Source organism: Bradyrhizobium sp. WSM1417, from assembly GCF_000515415.1.
In the GTDB taxonomy this organism is placed as follows: domain Bacteria; phylum Pseudomonadota; class Alphaproteobacteria; order Rhizobiales; family Xanthobacteraceae; genus Bradyrhizobium.
Map to the genome: position 1 here is coordinate 6,848,319 of NZ_KI911783.1, position 13,537 is coordinate 6,861,855.

At 64.1% G+C, this 13,537-nt stretch carries 16 protein-coding genes and 1 other RNA gene; 6 read left to right on the forward strand and 11 right to left on the reverse strand.

Features of this window, described 5'->3' with window-relative positions; all coding sequences use genetic code 11:
- Positions 1–50: 50 nt before the first annotated feature.
- The 11 genes from BRA1417_RS0133545 to BRA1417_RS0133595 all read right to left on the reverse strand — a co-directional run bounded on the left by BRA1417_RS0133545 (position 51) and on the right by BRA1417_RS0133595 (position 9,750).
- Entirely contained in the window at positions 51–1,553 is a 1,503-nt protein-coding gene (locus BRA1417_RS0133545) for a Do family serine endopeptidase (RefSeq protein WP_027519537.1), read from the reverse strand.
- Positions 1,554–1,696: 143 nt separating this feature from the next.
- Entirely contained in the window at positions 1,697–1,903 is a 207-nt protein-coding gene (locus BRA1417_RS0133550) for a DUF2065 domain-containing protein (protein WP_018454337.1), read from the reverse strand.
- 71 nt (positions 1,904–1,974) lie between these two features.
- Entirely contained in the window at positions 1,975–2,871 is an 897-nt protein-coding gene (hflC, locus tag BRA1417_RS0133555; RefSeq protein ID WP_027519538.1) for a protease modulator HflC, read from the reverse strand.
- Entirely contained in the window at positions 2,868–4,004 is a 1,137-nt protein-coding gene (gene hflK, locus BRA1417_RS0133560; protein ID WP_007600977.1) for an FtsH protease activity modulator HflK, read from the reverse strand. Before hflK ends, hflC begins: the two co-directional genes overlap by 4 nt.
- A gap of 153 nt (positions 4,005–4,157) precedes the next feature.
- On the reverse strand, positions 4,158–4,667 hold the full coding sequence (locus BRA1417_RS0133565) for a dihydrofolate reductase (protein WP_027519539.1): 510 nt from the start codon (positions 4,665–4,667) through the stop codon (positions 4,158–4,160).
- The gene (locus BRA1417_RS0133570) at positions 4,667–5,152 is read right to left on the reverse strand and encodes a GNAT family N-acetyltransferase (protein WP_027519540.1); all 486 of its coding nucleotides are present in this window, start codon (positions 5,150–5,152) and stop codon (positions 4,667–4,669) included. Before BRA1417_RS0133570 ends, BRA1417_RS0133565 begins: the two co-directional genes overlap by 1 nt.
- 5 nt (positions 5,153–5,157) lie before the next feature.
- Positions 5,158–5,952 (reverse strand): thymidylate synthase, encoded by a 795-nt coding sequence (locus tag BRA1417_RS0133575; RefSeq protein WP_027519541.1) that lies wholly within the window; start codon positions 5,950–5,952, stop codon positions 5,158–5,160.
- A gap of 223 nt (positions 5,953–6,175) precedes the next feature.
- Entirely contained in the window at positions 6,176–7,741 is a 1,566-nt protein-coding gene (locus tag BRA1417_RS0133580; protein WP_027519542.1) for a tripartite tricarboxylate transporter permease, read from the reverse strand.
- 7 nt (positions 7,742–7,748) lie between these two features.
- Positions 7,749–8,510 carry a tripartite tricarboxylate transporter TctB family protein gene (locus tag BRA1417_RS0133585; RefSeq protein WP_027519543.1) on the reverse strand — a complete coding sequence of 254 codons (762 nt, stop codon included), beginning with the start codon at positions 8,508–8,510 and terminating at the stop codon, positions 7,749–7,751.
- Between the two features lie 95 nt (positions 8,511–8,605).
- Entirely contained in the window at positions 8,606–9,136 is a 531-nt protein-coding gene (locus tag BRA1417_RS0133590; RefSeq protein WP_027519544.1) for a chromate transporter, read from the reverse strand.
- A complete protein-coding gene (locus BRA1417_RS0133595; RefSeq protein WP_027519545.1) occupies positions 9,133–9,750 on the reverse strand; it encodes a chromate transporter in 618 nt (205 codons plus the stop codon). The genes BRA1417_RS0133590 and BRA1417_RS0133595 overlap by 4 nt, the downstream gene beginning before the upstream one ends.
- An 84-nt stretch (positions 9,751–9,834) precedes the next feature.
- Between BRA1417_RS0133595 and ssrA the strand changes: the two genes are divergently transcribed.
- From ssrA to BRA1417_RS0133620, 6 genes are all read left to right on the forward strand, one after another.
- Positions 9,835–10,201, forward strand: a transfer-messenger RNA (tmRNA) gene (ssrA, locus tag BRA1417_RS42070).
- A gap of 114 nt (positions 10,202–10,315) precedes the next feature.
- On the forward strand, positions 10,316–10,831 hold the full coding sequence (locus BRA1417_RS0133600; RefSeq protein WP_027519546.1) for an SspB family protein: 516 nt from the start codon (positions 10,316–10,318) through the stop codon (positions 10,829–10,831).
- Positions 10,832–10,918: 87 nt separating this feature from the next.
- Positions 10,919–12,391 carry a class II fumarate hydratase gene (gene fumC, locus BRA1417_RS0133605; protein ID WP_027519547.1) on the forward strand — a complete coding sequence of 491 codons (1,473 nt, stop codon included), beginning with the start codon at positions 10,919–10,921 and terminating at the stop codon, positions 12,389–12,391.
- Positions 12,392–12,668: 277 nt separating this feature from the next.
- Positions 12,669–12,857 carry a DUF4169 family protein gene (locus tag BRA1417_RS0133610; RefSeq protein ID WP_027519548.1) on the forward strand — a complete coding sequence of 63 codons (189 nt, stop codon included), beginning with the start codon at positions 12,669–12,671 and terminating at the stop codon, positions 12,855–12,857.
- Positions 12,854–13,108, forward strand: a complete 255-nt coding sequence (locus BRA1417_RS0133615) for a ribbon-helix-helix domain-containing protein (protein ID WP_007600962.1) — start codon at positions 12,854–12,856, stop codon at positions 13,106–13,108. The genes BRA1417_RS0133610 and BRA1417_RS0133615 overlap by 4 nt, the downstream gene beginning before the upstream one ends.
- Positions 13,109–13,248: 140 nt before the next feature.
- The gene (locus BRA1417_RS0133620) at positions 13,249–13,524 is read left to right on the forward strand and encodes a FeoA family protein (RefSeq protein ID WP_007600961.1); all 276 of its coding nucleotides are present in this window, start codon (positions 13,249–13,251) and stop codon (positions 13,522–13,524) included.
- Positions 13,525–13,537: the final 13 nt, after the last annotated feature.

Below are 13,537 nucleotides of genomic sequence, written 5' to 3' on the forward strand. Positions count from 1 at the left end.
ATGCCCCGCTTTCGCGGAGCATGACAGTGAATGGGTGGCTGCTCGTGCGCCTACTGCACGCTCAACGCCACAAACCGCAGCTCGCCCTCGGCGTTCGACACCAATAGCAACACCGACTTCTTGCCGTCCTTCTTGAGCTGGTCGACCCGTTTCTGGATGTCGGCACCGCTGGAGACGGCCTCCTGCGCGACTTCGACGATGACGTCGCCGGCGGAGAGGCGCTTCTCGGCGGCATCCGAATTGGCGTCGACATTGGTGACGACCACGCCCTTGACGCTGTCCTTGATCTTATAGCGCGTACGCAAATCCTTGCTCAGCGCCGCGAGATCGAGGCCGAGCGCCTTCTGTGTCACGGTCTTTTCAGGTGCGGGCTCGTCGGTCTTCACTGCGGCCTGCACCTTGTCGGGATCCTGCAGCCGGCCGAGCATGACCTTCTTGGTCTCCTCCTGGCCCTTGCGGATGATGACGACGTCGACCTCCTTGCCGACCGCGGTGTCGGCGACCACGCGAGAGAGATCCTTGGGGTCCTTGACGTCCTTGCCGTCGAACTTGACGACGACATCGCCGGGCTCGATGCCGGCCGGTTTGGCCGGGCCCTTGTCGTCGACGCCGGCAACCAGCGCGCCGCGCGGCGGCTTGATGTTGAGGCTCTCGGCGATCTCGTCGGTGACGCTCTGGATGCGCACGCCCAGCCAGCCGCGGCGCAACTCGCCGAACTGGCGGAGCTGGTCGACGACACCCGCGACCGTCTTCGACGGTACGGCGAAGCCGATGCCGATCGAGCCGCCGGACGGCGAGATGATCAGTGTGTTGACGCCGATTACGTCGCCATCGAGGTTGAACAGCGGACCGCCGGAATTGCCGCGGTTGATGGAGGCGTCGGTCTGAATGTAGCTGTCATAGGGACCTGACGAGATGTCACGGTTCTTCGCCGAGACGATACCGGCCGTCACGGTGCCGCCGAGGCTGAAAGGATTGCCAATCGCGACGACCCAGTCGCCGAGGCGCAGCTTGTCGGAATCGCCGAACTTCACCGACACCAGCGGCTTCGACGGCTTGAACTTGAGCACGGCAAGATCGGTCTTCTTGTCGACGCCGACCAGCTCGGCCTTGATCTTGGTCCCGTCGTTGAGGATGACGTTGATCTCATCGGCGTCCGCGATGACATGGTTGTTGGTGACGACGACGCCTGACGTGTCGATGATGAAGCCTGAGCCGAGCGAGTTGGTCTTGCGCGGCGCCGGGCTGTTCTCGCCGCCCTTGCTGCCGCCGCCGGGACCCTTGCGGTTCTTGAAGAAGTCGTCGAAGAACTCCTCGAAGGGCGAACCGGGCGGCAGTTGCGGCATGGCATTTCCGCCGCCGCCCCCGCCTTTGGCTTCGACGGTCTGCGAGGTCGAGATGTTGACGACCGCGTCGATCACCTTCTCGGCGACGTCGGCGATGCCATCCGGTCCGCGCGCATAGGCCGGTGTGCCGAGTGCGCTGAAAGCGCCAACGGCGAGCGCGGCCAGCCCTAAGCGCAAACGGGTCGGGGCAATGGTGGCAGCGGTCATTGTGATCTCCAGGAAACAAGGATTCGACGTCAAGACTGCGCTCGAACGGGGGGACGGCGCAAGCGCGGCCTTAACGGGCCTCAAGACGCGGACAATAAGGCGAAAACCGGTCCCTCGCCTTCACTTTGGCGTTGGTGCGACGGCTAAATTGGACGTCGCATAACCCAGATCAGGACCAGGCCGGCCACGGCCGAACCAATGCCGACCGCCCGCAGGACATTGTCCGGCGTGGCCATCGCGCTTTTCATGGCCTTGCGCATCCAGGCCGGGCTTGCCGCAAACATCAAGCCTTCCAGCACGAACAGGATGCCCAAACCGATGAGGAAGTCGGCGAACGCAATGGACCTCATCGGATTGGAACCTCCCGTTGTGCTGTTCTTGTCGGGACGAAGGGCGGCCAGACTTGCCGCCCTTGTCTCACTTACGGCTTCGCTGGCGTCGTGGTCGCCGTCTTGCCGGACGGGTTACCAAAGAACCGGAAGAAATCCGAGTCCGGGCGCAGCAGGAAGCGGGTGTCGTTCGCACGCAGCCCGGCCTCATAGGCCGCCATCGAACGGTAGAAGGCGAAGAAATCCGCATCCTGGCCGTAGGCTTCGGCGAACAGACGGTTGCGCTCGGCATCGCCGACGCCGCGCGTCTGCTCGGCCAGCGACCTTGCATCCGCCTCGATCACGGTCGCCTCGCGGTCGGCCTTGGAGCGGATCTCCTGTGCCTTCTGGCCGCCCTGCGCGCGGAACTCGGCGGCTTCGCGTTCGCGTTCCGTCTTCATGCGCTGGTAGACCGCCTGGCTGTTCTGCTCCGGCAGATCGGCGCGGCGGATCCGGACGTCGACGACCTGGATGCCGTAGCCGTCGGCCTCGTGGTCGAGCTGATCGCGGATGCGCTGCATCAGCTTCTCGCGGTCGTCGCGGACCACGTTGATGAAGGTCACCTCGCCGAGCACGCGGCGCAGCGCCGCGTTCAAGAGCGTGGTGAGCTGGATGTTGGCGGCCTGGATCGAGCCGATGCTCTGATAGAAGCGCAGCGCGTCCTTGATGCGGTAACGCGCGAAGGCGTCGACCACGAGCCGCTTCTGGTCGGACGCGATCGCTTCCTGCGACGGGTTCTCCAGATCGAGGATGCGCTTGTCGATGTTGATCACCGAATTCCACGGCGCCTTGAAGTGCAGGCCGGGAGCGGTGACGACGTCGACGGGCTTGCCGAACTGCAGCACGATGGTCTGCTCGGTCTGCGCCACCGTGAACAGGGACATGTAGCCCACGATCACGACGAGCAGGAGGCCGAGCAGCGTGACGATACCTGTGACCGGAGATCTCATCGGTTGCCTCCGGTCGTCTGCTGGCCGGTTGCAGGCGGCCGCTTGGCCGTCAACTCGCTGAGCGGCAGATAAGGCACGACGCCCTGTCCGGACTGGCCGCCGTCATAGATCAGCTTTTCCGAGCCGCCGAGCACGCGCTCCATCGTCTCCAGATAAATCCGTTCACGCGTCACGTCGGGCGCCTTCTTGTATTCCTCGTAAACCTTCAGGAAGCGCGAGCTCTGGCCCTTGGCCTCGGCCACCGTCTGCTCCCTGTAACCTTCGGCGGCCTGCATGATCTGGGCCGCACGTCCGCGTGCCTGCGGCACGACCTGGTTGGCATAGGTCTGCGCCTCGTTCTGCAGCTGCTCGAGGTTGGCGCGCGCGGCCTGGACGTCTCGGAAGGCGTCGATCACCTGTGCCGGGGGGTCGACCTTCTGCATCTGTACCTGGCTGATCTGAATGCCGGCGCCGTAGCTATCCAGCGTCTTCTGGATCAGTTCCTGCACGCCCTGTTCGGTGACGTTGCGCGCGCCGGTCAGGATCGGCTGGATCTGCGAGCGGCCGATCACCTCGCGCATCGCGCTCTCGGCGACCGCCTTCACGGTGCCTTCGGGATTCTGGATGTTGAAGAGGAAATCACCGACTCCGTTGGGCTTGATGCGCCAAAGCACGGTGAAGTCGACGTCGACGATGTTCTCGTCGCCGGTCAGCATCAGGCTCTCTTCCGGCACGTCACGAATGGAACGGCCGCGCCGCGCCGGATCGTCGATCAGCGTCATGCCGATGGAGATGGTGGAGACGCGCAATGCCTTTGGCAGCAGCACTGTCTCGATCGGATAGGGCAGATGGTAGTTCAGGCCGGGCTCCACGGTGCGGACATGCTTACCGAAGCGCAGCACGACGCCGAGCTCTTCGGACTGCACCCGGAAGAAGCCCGACAGCAGCCAGAACGCGACGATGAGCAGCACGATCAGCGTGATGCCGATGCCGGAGAAATAGCCACCCGGCATGATCTGCTGGAGGCGATCCTGGCCGCGCCGCAGAAGGTCTTCCAGATCCGGCGGCCTCGGCCCGACCGGTTGCGGGCCGTTGCCCCATGGTCCCTTCGGACCCGAGCCCCATGGGCCACCGCCCTGATTCTTCCACGGCATTCGACGCTCTCCTCGGCAGGGTGAAATTGCCCCCGCCCGCTTTGTCCGGTCCGGCTTTATAGGGGACAGGCAGGTCCCTTACAACGCAGCCATCGCCGCCCTCCGAGCTAAGCTTGGGGGCAGAAAAGTCAATGTTAACATTGGCAAATGCGGTTAATGGCCCGCCCGCCGACGATATGTCACATAGGAGTAGTCGGCGCTGTCCTGGGGTCCGGCAGGATGACGGGTGCGCTCAACCTCATCCCACTCGGCCCTATCGATGTCGAAATGCGTGTCGCCTTCGGGGCGCGCATGCACTTCGGTGATTTCGAGGCGATCGGCGCGATCGAGCCATTGCCGGAAGATTTCGGCACCGCCAATCACGGCGATCTCGGTGACCGAACGCCGCAGGGCATCGCCGCGCGCGATGGCGTCTGCGGCGGCAGTCGATGTCGTCACGATGGCGCCGGCGGCGCGATAATCCGCATCGCGCGTGACGACGATGTTGGTGCGGCCCGGAAGCGGCCGGGGCAGGGATTCGAAGGTCCTGCGGCCCATGATCACGGGCTTGCCGATGGTGAGCGCCTTGAAGCGCGCCATGTCGGATTTCATTCGCCACGGCATCGCGTTGCCGGCCCCGATGACGCCGTTCTCCGCGATCGCGACGACGAAGACGATCTCCATCAGGACGGGCTCCCGGCAAGCCGCGTCAGCGCAGGCCCGATAACGCGGCACAGCGTCCAGTCCTCCAGCATGACGGCACCGAGCGATTTGTAGAACGCGATCGACGGCGCGTTCCAGTCGAGCACCGCCCATTGCAGCCGCGACCAGCCGTTCTCGACGCATTCCCTGGCAAGGTGCACGAGCAGAGCCTTGCCGAGGCCCCTGCCCCGGTGTGACGGCCGCACATACAAATCTTCGAGATAGAGGCCGTGGCGGCCGTTGAACGTCGAGAAATTCACAAACCACACCGCGAAGCCGACCGGCTCGCCGTTCCACTCGGCGAGGGCGCAATGGAGTTGCGGTCGCTCGCCGAACAGTGCGTCGGCGATGTCAGCCTCGGTCGCCTCGACCTCGTGCGAAAGCTTTTCGTACTCGGCGAGCTCGCGGATGAAAGCGAGAACAAGCCCGGCTTCGCCGGGACGCACACGGCGGATATTGAGCGACATCGGCGTCAGACCGCGACTGCCGCCTTGATGTGCGGATGCGGATCGTAGCCGACGAGCTCAAAGTCCTCGTAACTGAAGGAGAAGATGTCCTTCACGTCGGGATTGATCCGCATCACCGGCAGCGCGCGCGGCGCGCGCGTGAGCTGGAGCTTCGCCTGCTCCAGATGGTTGGAATAGAGATGGGTGTCACCGAACGAATGCACGAAGTCGCCGGGCTTCAAGCCCGTGACCTGCGCCACCATCATGGTGAGCAGCGCGTAGGAGGCGATGTTGAAGGGTACGCCGAGGAACACGTCAGCCGAGCGCTGATAGAGCTGGCACGACAGCTTGCCGTTTGCGACGTAGAACTGGAACAGGCAGTGGCACGGCGGCAGCGCCATCTTGTCGACCTCGGCCGGATTCCAGGCCGAGACGATCAGGCGGCGCGAGTCCGGATTGCGCTTGATCATGTCGATCACGTTCGCGATCTGATCGATGCTGCGTCCGTCCGGCGCTGGCCAGGAGCGCCACTGATGACCGTAGACGGGGCCGAGATCGCCGTTGGCGTCGGCCCACTCGTCCCAGATGGTGACGCCGTTGTCGCGCAGATATTTGATGTTGGTATCGCCTTTCAGGAACCACAACAGCTCATGCACGATCGCCTTCAGCGGCAGGCGCTTGGTGGTCAGCATCGGAAAACCGGCAGACAGGTTGAAGCGCATCTGATGGCCGAACACCGACAGCGTGCCGGTGCCGGTCCGGTCGGTCTTTTCGGCGCCGTCTGAAAGAATCCGCTCGAGCAGGTCCTGATACTGGTGCATGTGCGTGAGCCTTTGGGGAGGCGGCGAATTTAGCGGCCGCCCCCGCGCTGCGACAGCGGCGATTCGCCATCCATACGCATTATACCCGGAAAAGTGAGCGTTCCCGGTGCAAACGACAAGGGGCGGAACTCAGCGTCCCGCCCCTCGTCTATCAGATTGATCCTGCTGGCCAACTTGCCAACTTGGGTTCGAGCCACGGCGCGCCGACGCAGGCGCCGCGACCCTAGTTTTCGGATTCGGTGAACACCTCGTCGCGCTTGGCACGCAACGCGGGCAGCACCGTCAGCACCAGGAGGAAGGCCGCGATCGCGAGCAGCACGGCCGAGAGCGGACGCGTCAGGAACACGCTCCAGTCGCCGCGCGAGATCAGCAGCGCGCGGCGCAGGTTCTCTTCCATCAGCGGTCCGAGCACCATGCCGAGGAGCAGCGGCGCCGGCTCGAAATCGTGCTTGATCAGCCAGTAGCCGACCAGACCGAACACGCCTGCCAGGATGACGTCGACCGGCGCGTTGTTCACCGAGTAGATGCCGATCGCGCAGAAGATCACGATCGAGGGGAACATCAGCCGGTAGGGGACGCGCAACAGCCGCACCCAGATTCCGACCAGCGGCAGGTTGATGATGATCAGCATCAGATTGCCGATCCACATCGAGGCGATCATGCCCCAGACCAGCTCCGGCTGCTTCTGCATCACTTGCGGACCCGGCACGATGCCGTGGATGGTCATCGCACCCACCATCAGCGCCATCACGGCGTTGGGCGGAATGCCGAGTGTCAGGAGCGGGATGAAGGAGGTCTGCGCCGCGGCATTGTTGGCGCTTTCCGGCGCCGCAACGCCCTCGATCGCACCGCGGCCGAACCGCGACGGGTTCTTGGCGATCTTCTTCTCGAGCGTGTAGGACGCAAAGGACGCGATGACGGCGCCACCGCCCGGCAGGATGCCGAGGATCGAGCCGAGCACGGTGCCGCGCAGGATCGCAGGCGCCGAGTCGACCAGATCTTTCCTGGTGGGCATCAGGCCGGTGATCTTCTGCTGCACCAGGTCGCGGTTCATCTCGGCGCCGGCATCGAGATTGCGGATGATCTCGGCGAAGCCAAACACGCCCATCGCCACCGTCGCAAAGCCGAGACCGTCGGCAAGCTCCGGAATGTTGAACGCCATGCGCGAGGCGCCGGTCTCGATGTCGGAGCCGACCATCGACAGCATCAGGCCGAACACGATCATCGCGATCGCCTTCAGCACCGAGCCCTTGGCCAGCACCACCGCGAAGATCAGGCCGAGCACCATCAGCGAGAAATATTCGGCCGGACCGAACGCCAGCGCGAGCTTGGTCAGCGGCGCGCCGAGCACGGCGATGAGCACGGTCGCGACGCAGCCGGCAAAGAACGAGCCGATCGCCGCGATGGCCAGCGCCGGGCCGGCACGGCCCTGCTTCGCCATCTGGTGACCATCGATGGCGGTGACGACCGACGTCGCCTCACCGGGAATGTTGACCAGGATTGAGGTGGTCGAGCCGCCGTACTGGGCGCCATAATAAATGCCGGCGAGCATGATCAGCGCGCCGACCGGCGGCAATCCGAACGTGATCGGCAGGAGCATCGCCACGGTTGCGACGGTGCCGATACCGGGCAGCACACCGACCAGCGTGCCGACCAATGCACCAATCAGGCACATGAGAATATTGATCGAGATCGGGAGCGACAAACCGTAGAGCCACCAGGGTGACCACCAGGAGATCTGAAACACCACACCGAAACCGAGGCCCAGATTGTGGAAGAGATCGAACATCACACCCTCACTGAACCAGGAAGCGCGGGAACATCGGCATCGGCAGGCCGAGCACGTAGGGGAAGAGCACCGCGCAGCCGAGCGTCAGGCAGGCGCCGACGATGAGCGCTTCGACCCAGCGCGTCTCATGCGTGCCCATCGCCGCGATCATGAAGCTTGCGAACGCCGTAACCACCACCCCAAGCGGACGAATCGCCAGTGCGAAGAACACGATCGAGACCATCACGAAGAGCGGCCCACGCCAGGCATAGTGCGCCATGCCCGGCCCGTCGGTCAGCAGTCCCGTCAACGCAATGCCGGCGCCAAGTGCGACCAGCAGCCCGCCAAACATCCGCGGCGCCGTGCCGGCGCCGAAGGAGAAGCCGCGCATCCCCTGCAAATCGCTGGAGGCCCACAGCGCGAACAAGGCGAGCGCCATCAGCACGATCCCGCCGACATAGTCCTGGGCCGACCTGATCGTCATGAAGAATGTGAGAATCGCCACCGCAAAGATCGGATAGGAATAGATCAGCGCCAGCAGCACATCGGATGACGCCTTCTTCGTGTCACCGCCGGCCGCCCCCAGCAACGCGCCGGGCGCGCCCGCGAGCAGCGCCGTAGCGTGGCTGATCACCACGGCGGCCGGGCCGCGTCCCGCGCCCCAGCCAAAGATCGTCCCGAACGACCAGATGAATTCGAAAATCTGCGGCGCTATGGCCAGCAGACAAAAGCTGATCACCACCGAGGTGTTTCGGTTGGCTGTCGCCGAGTGGCCCATCGTATCGGCCATGCATGTCTCCTCCGCGACCCGTAAGCCACGAGCAATGTTGTTCTAATCGGCTGGAAATCGATGCCCCCGCCCGGATCCCTGCCTAGCCATTTTCATTACACAATGCCAGCAAAACCCAACAAGCCCCCGACCAGCAAAATCCATAGTGGATTGATGCGCGAGACGGATGCGACCACTGCAACCGTCGCGGTCAGGAGCAGCGCAGCAAGCGTGCGATCGGTCGACTCGGCGAGGATCAGGGCGCTCGCCGCCATCAAGCCGATCGAGAGCGGAACCAGTGCAGCCTGGATCAGCCCGGGCCAGCGCGATTGGCTCGGCCGGTTGAGGAGCCGGCTGACATAATAGGCAAGCAGCGCGGTGGGCAGGCACATGGCCAAGGTCGCTGCCAGGGCGCCGGGGATGCCGGCGACGGCATAGCCGATTAACGTGACGATAAGTACGTTCGGACCTGGTGAGAGCTGCGCGATCGCATAGGCGTCGGCGAACTGCTTGTCGGTCATCCAGTGATGCACATCGACCGCGATGCGGTGCATCTCGGGCACCGCCGCCGCGGCGCCGCCGACTGCGAACAGCGACATCAGACCGAAGGTCGAGATCAGCGCCCAGATCGGGTTCTCCGCGTTCATGCTGCTACCTTGCGCCGCGTCAGAGAAGTGGCGCCGATACTGACGGGGATCGCGACCAAGAGCACGGCCTGGAGCGGCAGGCGAAGGACGCCGATGGCGAGGAAGACGCCCATCATCAGGATGAGCGCCAAGGCGTCCAGCCGCTTGAGCAGCGGCGTCATCATCCGAAAGACCACCGCGATCAAGAGGCCGACGGCCGCACATGAGATGCCCGCGAGGATGCGGCGCAGCACCTCCACATCGCCGAACCTGGCGTAGACGATCGCGAGCACCGTCATGATCAGCGTGGGCGGCAGCAACAGCCCCGCAAAGGCGGCAATGCCGCCGGCGATCCCGCGCAGCCGCGCGCCGAACACCATTGACAGATTGACGATGTTGGGCCCGGGCAGGAAATGGCAGAGCGCAAACGTCTCGTTGAACTCGTCCGCCGTCATCCAGCGGTGCTGCTCGACGATGGCCTGCCGGGCGAACACCAAAACCCCGCCGAAGCCCGCCAGCGACATCCGGGCGAAGGCCAGGAACAGCGCGAGCAAGCCCGGCGGAACGGCGCTGGTGGCGGGACGGTCCGGCTCTTGAACTGGTTGTTGGGCGGCCGGTGCGGAATCCTCGGACATGTCAGGAGCTTAGAACGCCGGCCGGCGCGCGGCCAAGCCTGCCGGGAACCTATCCAAAGGGAACCTCGGAATGGTCGCTCGAAACACCTGTTATTTGAAACCTTTGCCCCCTATATTGGGAGTGCCGGTTCGCCGGCTATGGAAATAAACGGTCGTCGCAATAAACCATTCGGACCCGGGGGCGGTACCCGGCGCCTCCACCAAAGCCCACCAGTGGGCTAGCCCTGAAGGCGGGCTTTGGCGGGGGCGAAATAGGATCGACGAGGGCGTAAAGGGCGTTCTTTTTCTCGGTATTGTTCCGCCGTTATCGGGCTATGCAATAGTTGCCAACGACAACTTTGCTCCGGTTGCTCAGGCTGCGTAACGCAGTTTGAAAAACCATTCTGAAGTCCTAACGGGTTAAGCTCCGTTAGGCGGGGTTCGGAGGCACCTGGCAACAGAAGCCTCCACTTACCTCTTATTTCCTACCCCGCGGGGACTCCTGTTGACCCGTCAGGCGCGGTACTATTGCGGCTTGGCGAGTCGGGCCGGCAGGGCCCAGCTCCTGGCATGCAACAGGACCACCATGGCGACCGATCATATCCGATACGATGTGCTGGCCCGCGACGCGCTGCGCGGCGTGTTGCGCAAGGTGCTGACCGACGCCGCGTCCCAGGGACTGCCCGGCGAGCATCATTTCTTCATCACCTTCGTGTCGAAGGCCGAGGGCGTTAAATTGTCGTCGCGGCTGCTGGCCCAATATCCGGAAGAGATGACGATCATCCTGCAGCACCAGTTCTGGGATCTGACCGTGCTCGAGGACCGCTTCGAGGTCGGCCTGTCCTTCGGGGGCATTCCGGAGCGGCTGATCGTGCCGTTCAGCGCCATCAAGAGCTTCCTCGATCCGTCCGTGAAATTCGGCCTCCAGTTCGACACCTCCGATGTCGCCGACGTTTCGGCCGAGACATTGCCGGCCGCTCCCGCCCCGTCCGCGGTCGCGGTGCCCCCTGCCACTGAACCGGCGGAAGGCACTGAGGAGCCGGCGGCCCCGAACCAGGGCGGCGCCGAAGTCGTGCGATTGGATCGTTTCCGCAAGAAATGATCTAGATCAGGCTGGAGCCGGTCGCAGGCGGCCAAACTCCCTATATAGAGGCACATGAAGAGGCCGCGTGGCATTTCGCGCGGCGGAATGGATGTGCTCATGGCCAAAACTTCCCTCTCGAAGACTTCCCGCTCGACGGCTGCCCGCGCGAAGACAGACCGCTCCTCGCGCCCGGCGACCCGCACCGAGACCGACAGCTTCGGCCCGATCGAGGTCCTCGCCGATCGCTATTGGGGCGCGCAGACCGAACGCTCGCGGCAGAATTTTCGCATCGGCATCGATCGCATACCGATCTCGCTCGTGCACGCGCTCGGCATCGTCAAGCTCGCCGCGGCGCAGACCAACCAGGAGCTCGGCCTGCTCGACCAGCGCCGCGCCAACGCCATCATCCGCGCCGCCCGCGAGGTAATCGAGGGCAAGCTGGACGATCATTTCCCGCTGGTGGTGTGGCAGACCGGCTCGGGCACGCAGAGCAACATGAATCTCAACGAGGTCATCGCCAACCGCGCCAATGAGCTCCTGGGCGGCGAGCTCGGCGCCAAGAAGCCGGTGCATCCCAACGATCACGTCAACATGAGCCAGTCGTCGAATGACTCGTTCCCGACCGCGATGCACATCGCGGCGGCAAGCCGCATCACCGCCGATCTCGTCCCTGCGCTCGGCGAATTGCTGCGCGCGCTGTGCAAGAAGGAGAAGGAGTTCGCAAAGATCGTCAAGATCGGCCGCACCCACACCCAGGACGCGACGCCGCTGACGCTCGGCCAGGAATTTTCCGGCTATGCCGCGCAGGTCGAAAGCGGCATCGCCCGGCTCAAGGTCGCGGTGAAGGAGCTCTATCCGCTGGCGCAGGGTGGCACCGCCGTCGGCACCGGGCTGAATTCGAAGCCGCGCTTTGCAAAACTGTTCGCAAAGCACGCGGCCAGCATCACGAAGCTGCCCTTCACCAGTGCTGCCAACAAATTCGAGGCACTGGCCTCGAACGACGCCTACGTGTCCGTGCACGGCGCCATCAATTCGGTCGCGACAGGCCTGTTCAAGATCGCCAACGACATCCGCCTGCTCGGATCGGGTCCGCGGTCGGGCCTCGGCGAACTGATGCTGCCGGAGAACGAGCCGGGCTCCTCGATCATGCCGGGCAAGGTCAATCCGACGCAGTGCGAGGCGATGACGATGGTGTGCTGCCAGGTGTTCGGCAATCACACTGCGATTACGGTCGCCGGCAGCCAGGGCCATTTCGAGCTCAACGTCTACAAGCCCGTGCTGGCCTACAACATGCTGCACTCGATCCGGCTGATGGCGGACGCAGCGCGCTCCTTCACCGAGCATTGCGTCAGCGGCATCCGCGCCGACGAGAAGCGCATCAAGGAGCTGATGCAGCGTTCGCTGATGCTGGTGACGGCGCTCGCCCCCAAGATCGGCTACGACAACGCGGCCAAGGTGGCCAAAACGGCGCATGCCAACGGCACCACTCTGAAAGAAGAGGCGCTGCGGCTCGGCTTCGTCTCGGCGGAGGAGTTCGACCGCCTGGTGCGCCCCGAGAAGATGACCAGCCCGGGATAAATTCCGAATTCCGATAGCCATCCGTAATGATACGGAGCCCCAAGCTCCATTAAATGTAGGGCTTAAAGGACGGGATTTGATTACCGTCAATGTCGCGGCGGGATTTGCGTGTTACGCAGCCCCTCCGCCCCCGCGGGGCGGAATTCATCGTTTGATGGCCCAAGGGTCGATTGACGAGGACAAGCGAATGGCGATCAAATCTCATTGGGCGCAGTGCGGCGCACAGTTTCTGAATGTTTCATCCTGCCCACGGAGGATCGGATGATGGAGACGCGACATGGGGAACGTCATCAACCTGAATCGTTTCCGGAAGCGCGCCGAGCGGCAAGCCACGGCGAAGCAGGCGGACGCCAACCGAACGAAGTTCGGCCGCACGAAGGCGGAGCGGTCGGCGGAGGAGACGCGCGCGGACCAGGCGAAGGCGCACCTGGACCAGCACCAGATCGATCCCGAGGAGCAGCCATGAAGTCGCCCGTCGTGAAACGGTCGATCGTCGTCGCCGGTCACAAGACCAGCGTCAGCCTGGAAGAGGCGTTCTGGAACGGCATGAAGGAGATCTCGGGCCTGCGCAACATGACGCTGTCCGAGCTGGTCGGCGAGATCGACGGCAACCGCCAGCAGGGCAATCTGTCCTCGGCGATCCGCCTGTTCGTGCTCGACTACTTCAAGAGCCGCGCCATGGCCGCCATCCAGGCGGAAAAGGTCCCGGCCCAGTAGCCGTCTTGGTGCCGAGCTTGGCGCCCGATCCTGGCGCCGATCGCCTCCGTCACGAAGCTGGTACTTTAAAATCACTCTAAGGTGCAGTTTCAGCGACCGAGCGCGCTTGACCTCGATGCCCTGCGTTGAAAATACAGGGCATGACCGACATCCATGATACGCGACCGCAGATGCCGCTGGGCCTGGCCCAGCGCGGCTATACCGGCGTCATCCAGCACCTTTCCCCCAAGGACGCAGGCTCGGCGCTCTCGGACATCGAGCTCGAGAGCCGGCTGATCGAGCTCGGCTTCGTCGAGGGCGCCCGGGTCGAGGTCCTGCACGAGGGTCTGGTCGGACGCGACCCGATTGCAGTGCGGGTCGACAGCATCACCATCGCGGTCCGCCGTCGCGAAGCCATGGCCATCATCGTCGCCTGAAGCGACCGGACCC

Bases quoted from the DNA above. Each gene is read 5' to 3' on its own strand.
- BRA1417_RS0133545 (WP_027519537.1), bottom strand. From the start codon at position 1,553: ATGACCGCTGCCACCATTGCCCCGACCCGTTTGCGCTTAGGGCTGGCC.
- BRA1417_RS0133550 (WP_018454337.1), bottom strand. From the start codon at position 1,903: ATGAGGTCCATTGCGTTCGCCGACTTCCTCATCGGTTTGGGCATCCTG.
- hflC (WP_027519538.1), bottom strand. From the start codon at position 2,871: ATGAGATCTCCGGTCACAGGTATCGTCACGCTGCTCGGCCTCCTGCTC.
- hflK (WP_007600977.1), bottom strand. From the start codon at position 4,004: ATGCCGTGGAAGAATCAGGGCGGTGGCCCATGGGGCTCGGGTCCGAAG.
- BRA1417_RS0133565 (WP_027519539.1), bottom strand. From the start codon at position 4,667: ATGGAGATCGTCTTCGTCGTCGCGATCGCGGAGAACGGCGTCATCGGG.
- BRA1417_RS0133570 (WP_027519540.1), bottom strand. From the start codon at position 5,152: ATGTCGCTCAATATCCGCCGTGTGCGTCCCGGCGAAGCCGGGCTTGTT.
- BRA1417_RS0133575 (WP_027519541.1), bottom strand. From the start codon at position 5,952: ATGCACCAGTATCAGGACCTGCTCGAGCGGATTCTTTCAGACGGCGCC.
- BRA1417_RS0133580 (WP_027519542.1), bottom strand. From the start codon at position 7,741: ATGTTCGATCTCTTCCACAATCTGGGCCTCGGTTTCGGTGTGGTGTTT.
- BRA1417_RS0133585 (WP_027519543.1), bottom strand. From the start codon at position 8,510: ATGGCCGATACGATGGGCCACTCGGCGACAGCCAACCGAAACACCTCG.
- BRA1417_RS0133590 (WP_027519544.1), bottom strand. From the start codon at position 9,136: ATGAACGCGGAGAACCCGATCTGGGCGCTGATCTCGACCTTCGGTCTG.
- BRA1417_RS0133595 (WP_027519545.1), bottom strand. From the start codon at position 9,750: ATGTCCGAGGATTCCGCACCGGCCGCCCAACAACCAGTTCAAGAGCCG.
- BRA1417_RS0133600 (WP_027519546.1), top strand. From the start codon at position 10,316: ATGGCGACCGATCATATCCGATACGATGTGCTGGCCCGCGACGCGCTG.
- fumC (WP_027519547.1), top strand. From the start codon at position 10,919: ATGGATGTGCTCATGGCCAAAACTTCCCTCTCGAAGACTTCCCGCTCG.
- BRA1417_RS0133610 (WP_027519548.1), top strand. From the start codon at position 12,669: ATGGGGAACGTCATCAACCTGAATCGTTTCCGGAAGCGCGCCGAGCGG.
- BRA1417_RS0133615 (WP_007600962.1), top strand. From the start codon at position 12,854: ATGAAGTCGCCCGTCGTGAAACGGTCGATCGTCGTCGCCGGTCACAAG.
- BRA1417_RS0133620 (WP_007600961.1), top strand. From the start codon at position 13,249: ATGACCGACATCCATGATACGCGACCGCAGATGCCGCTGGGCCTGGCC.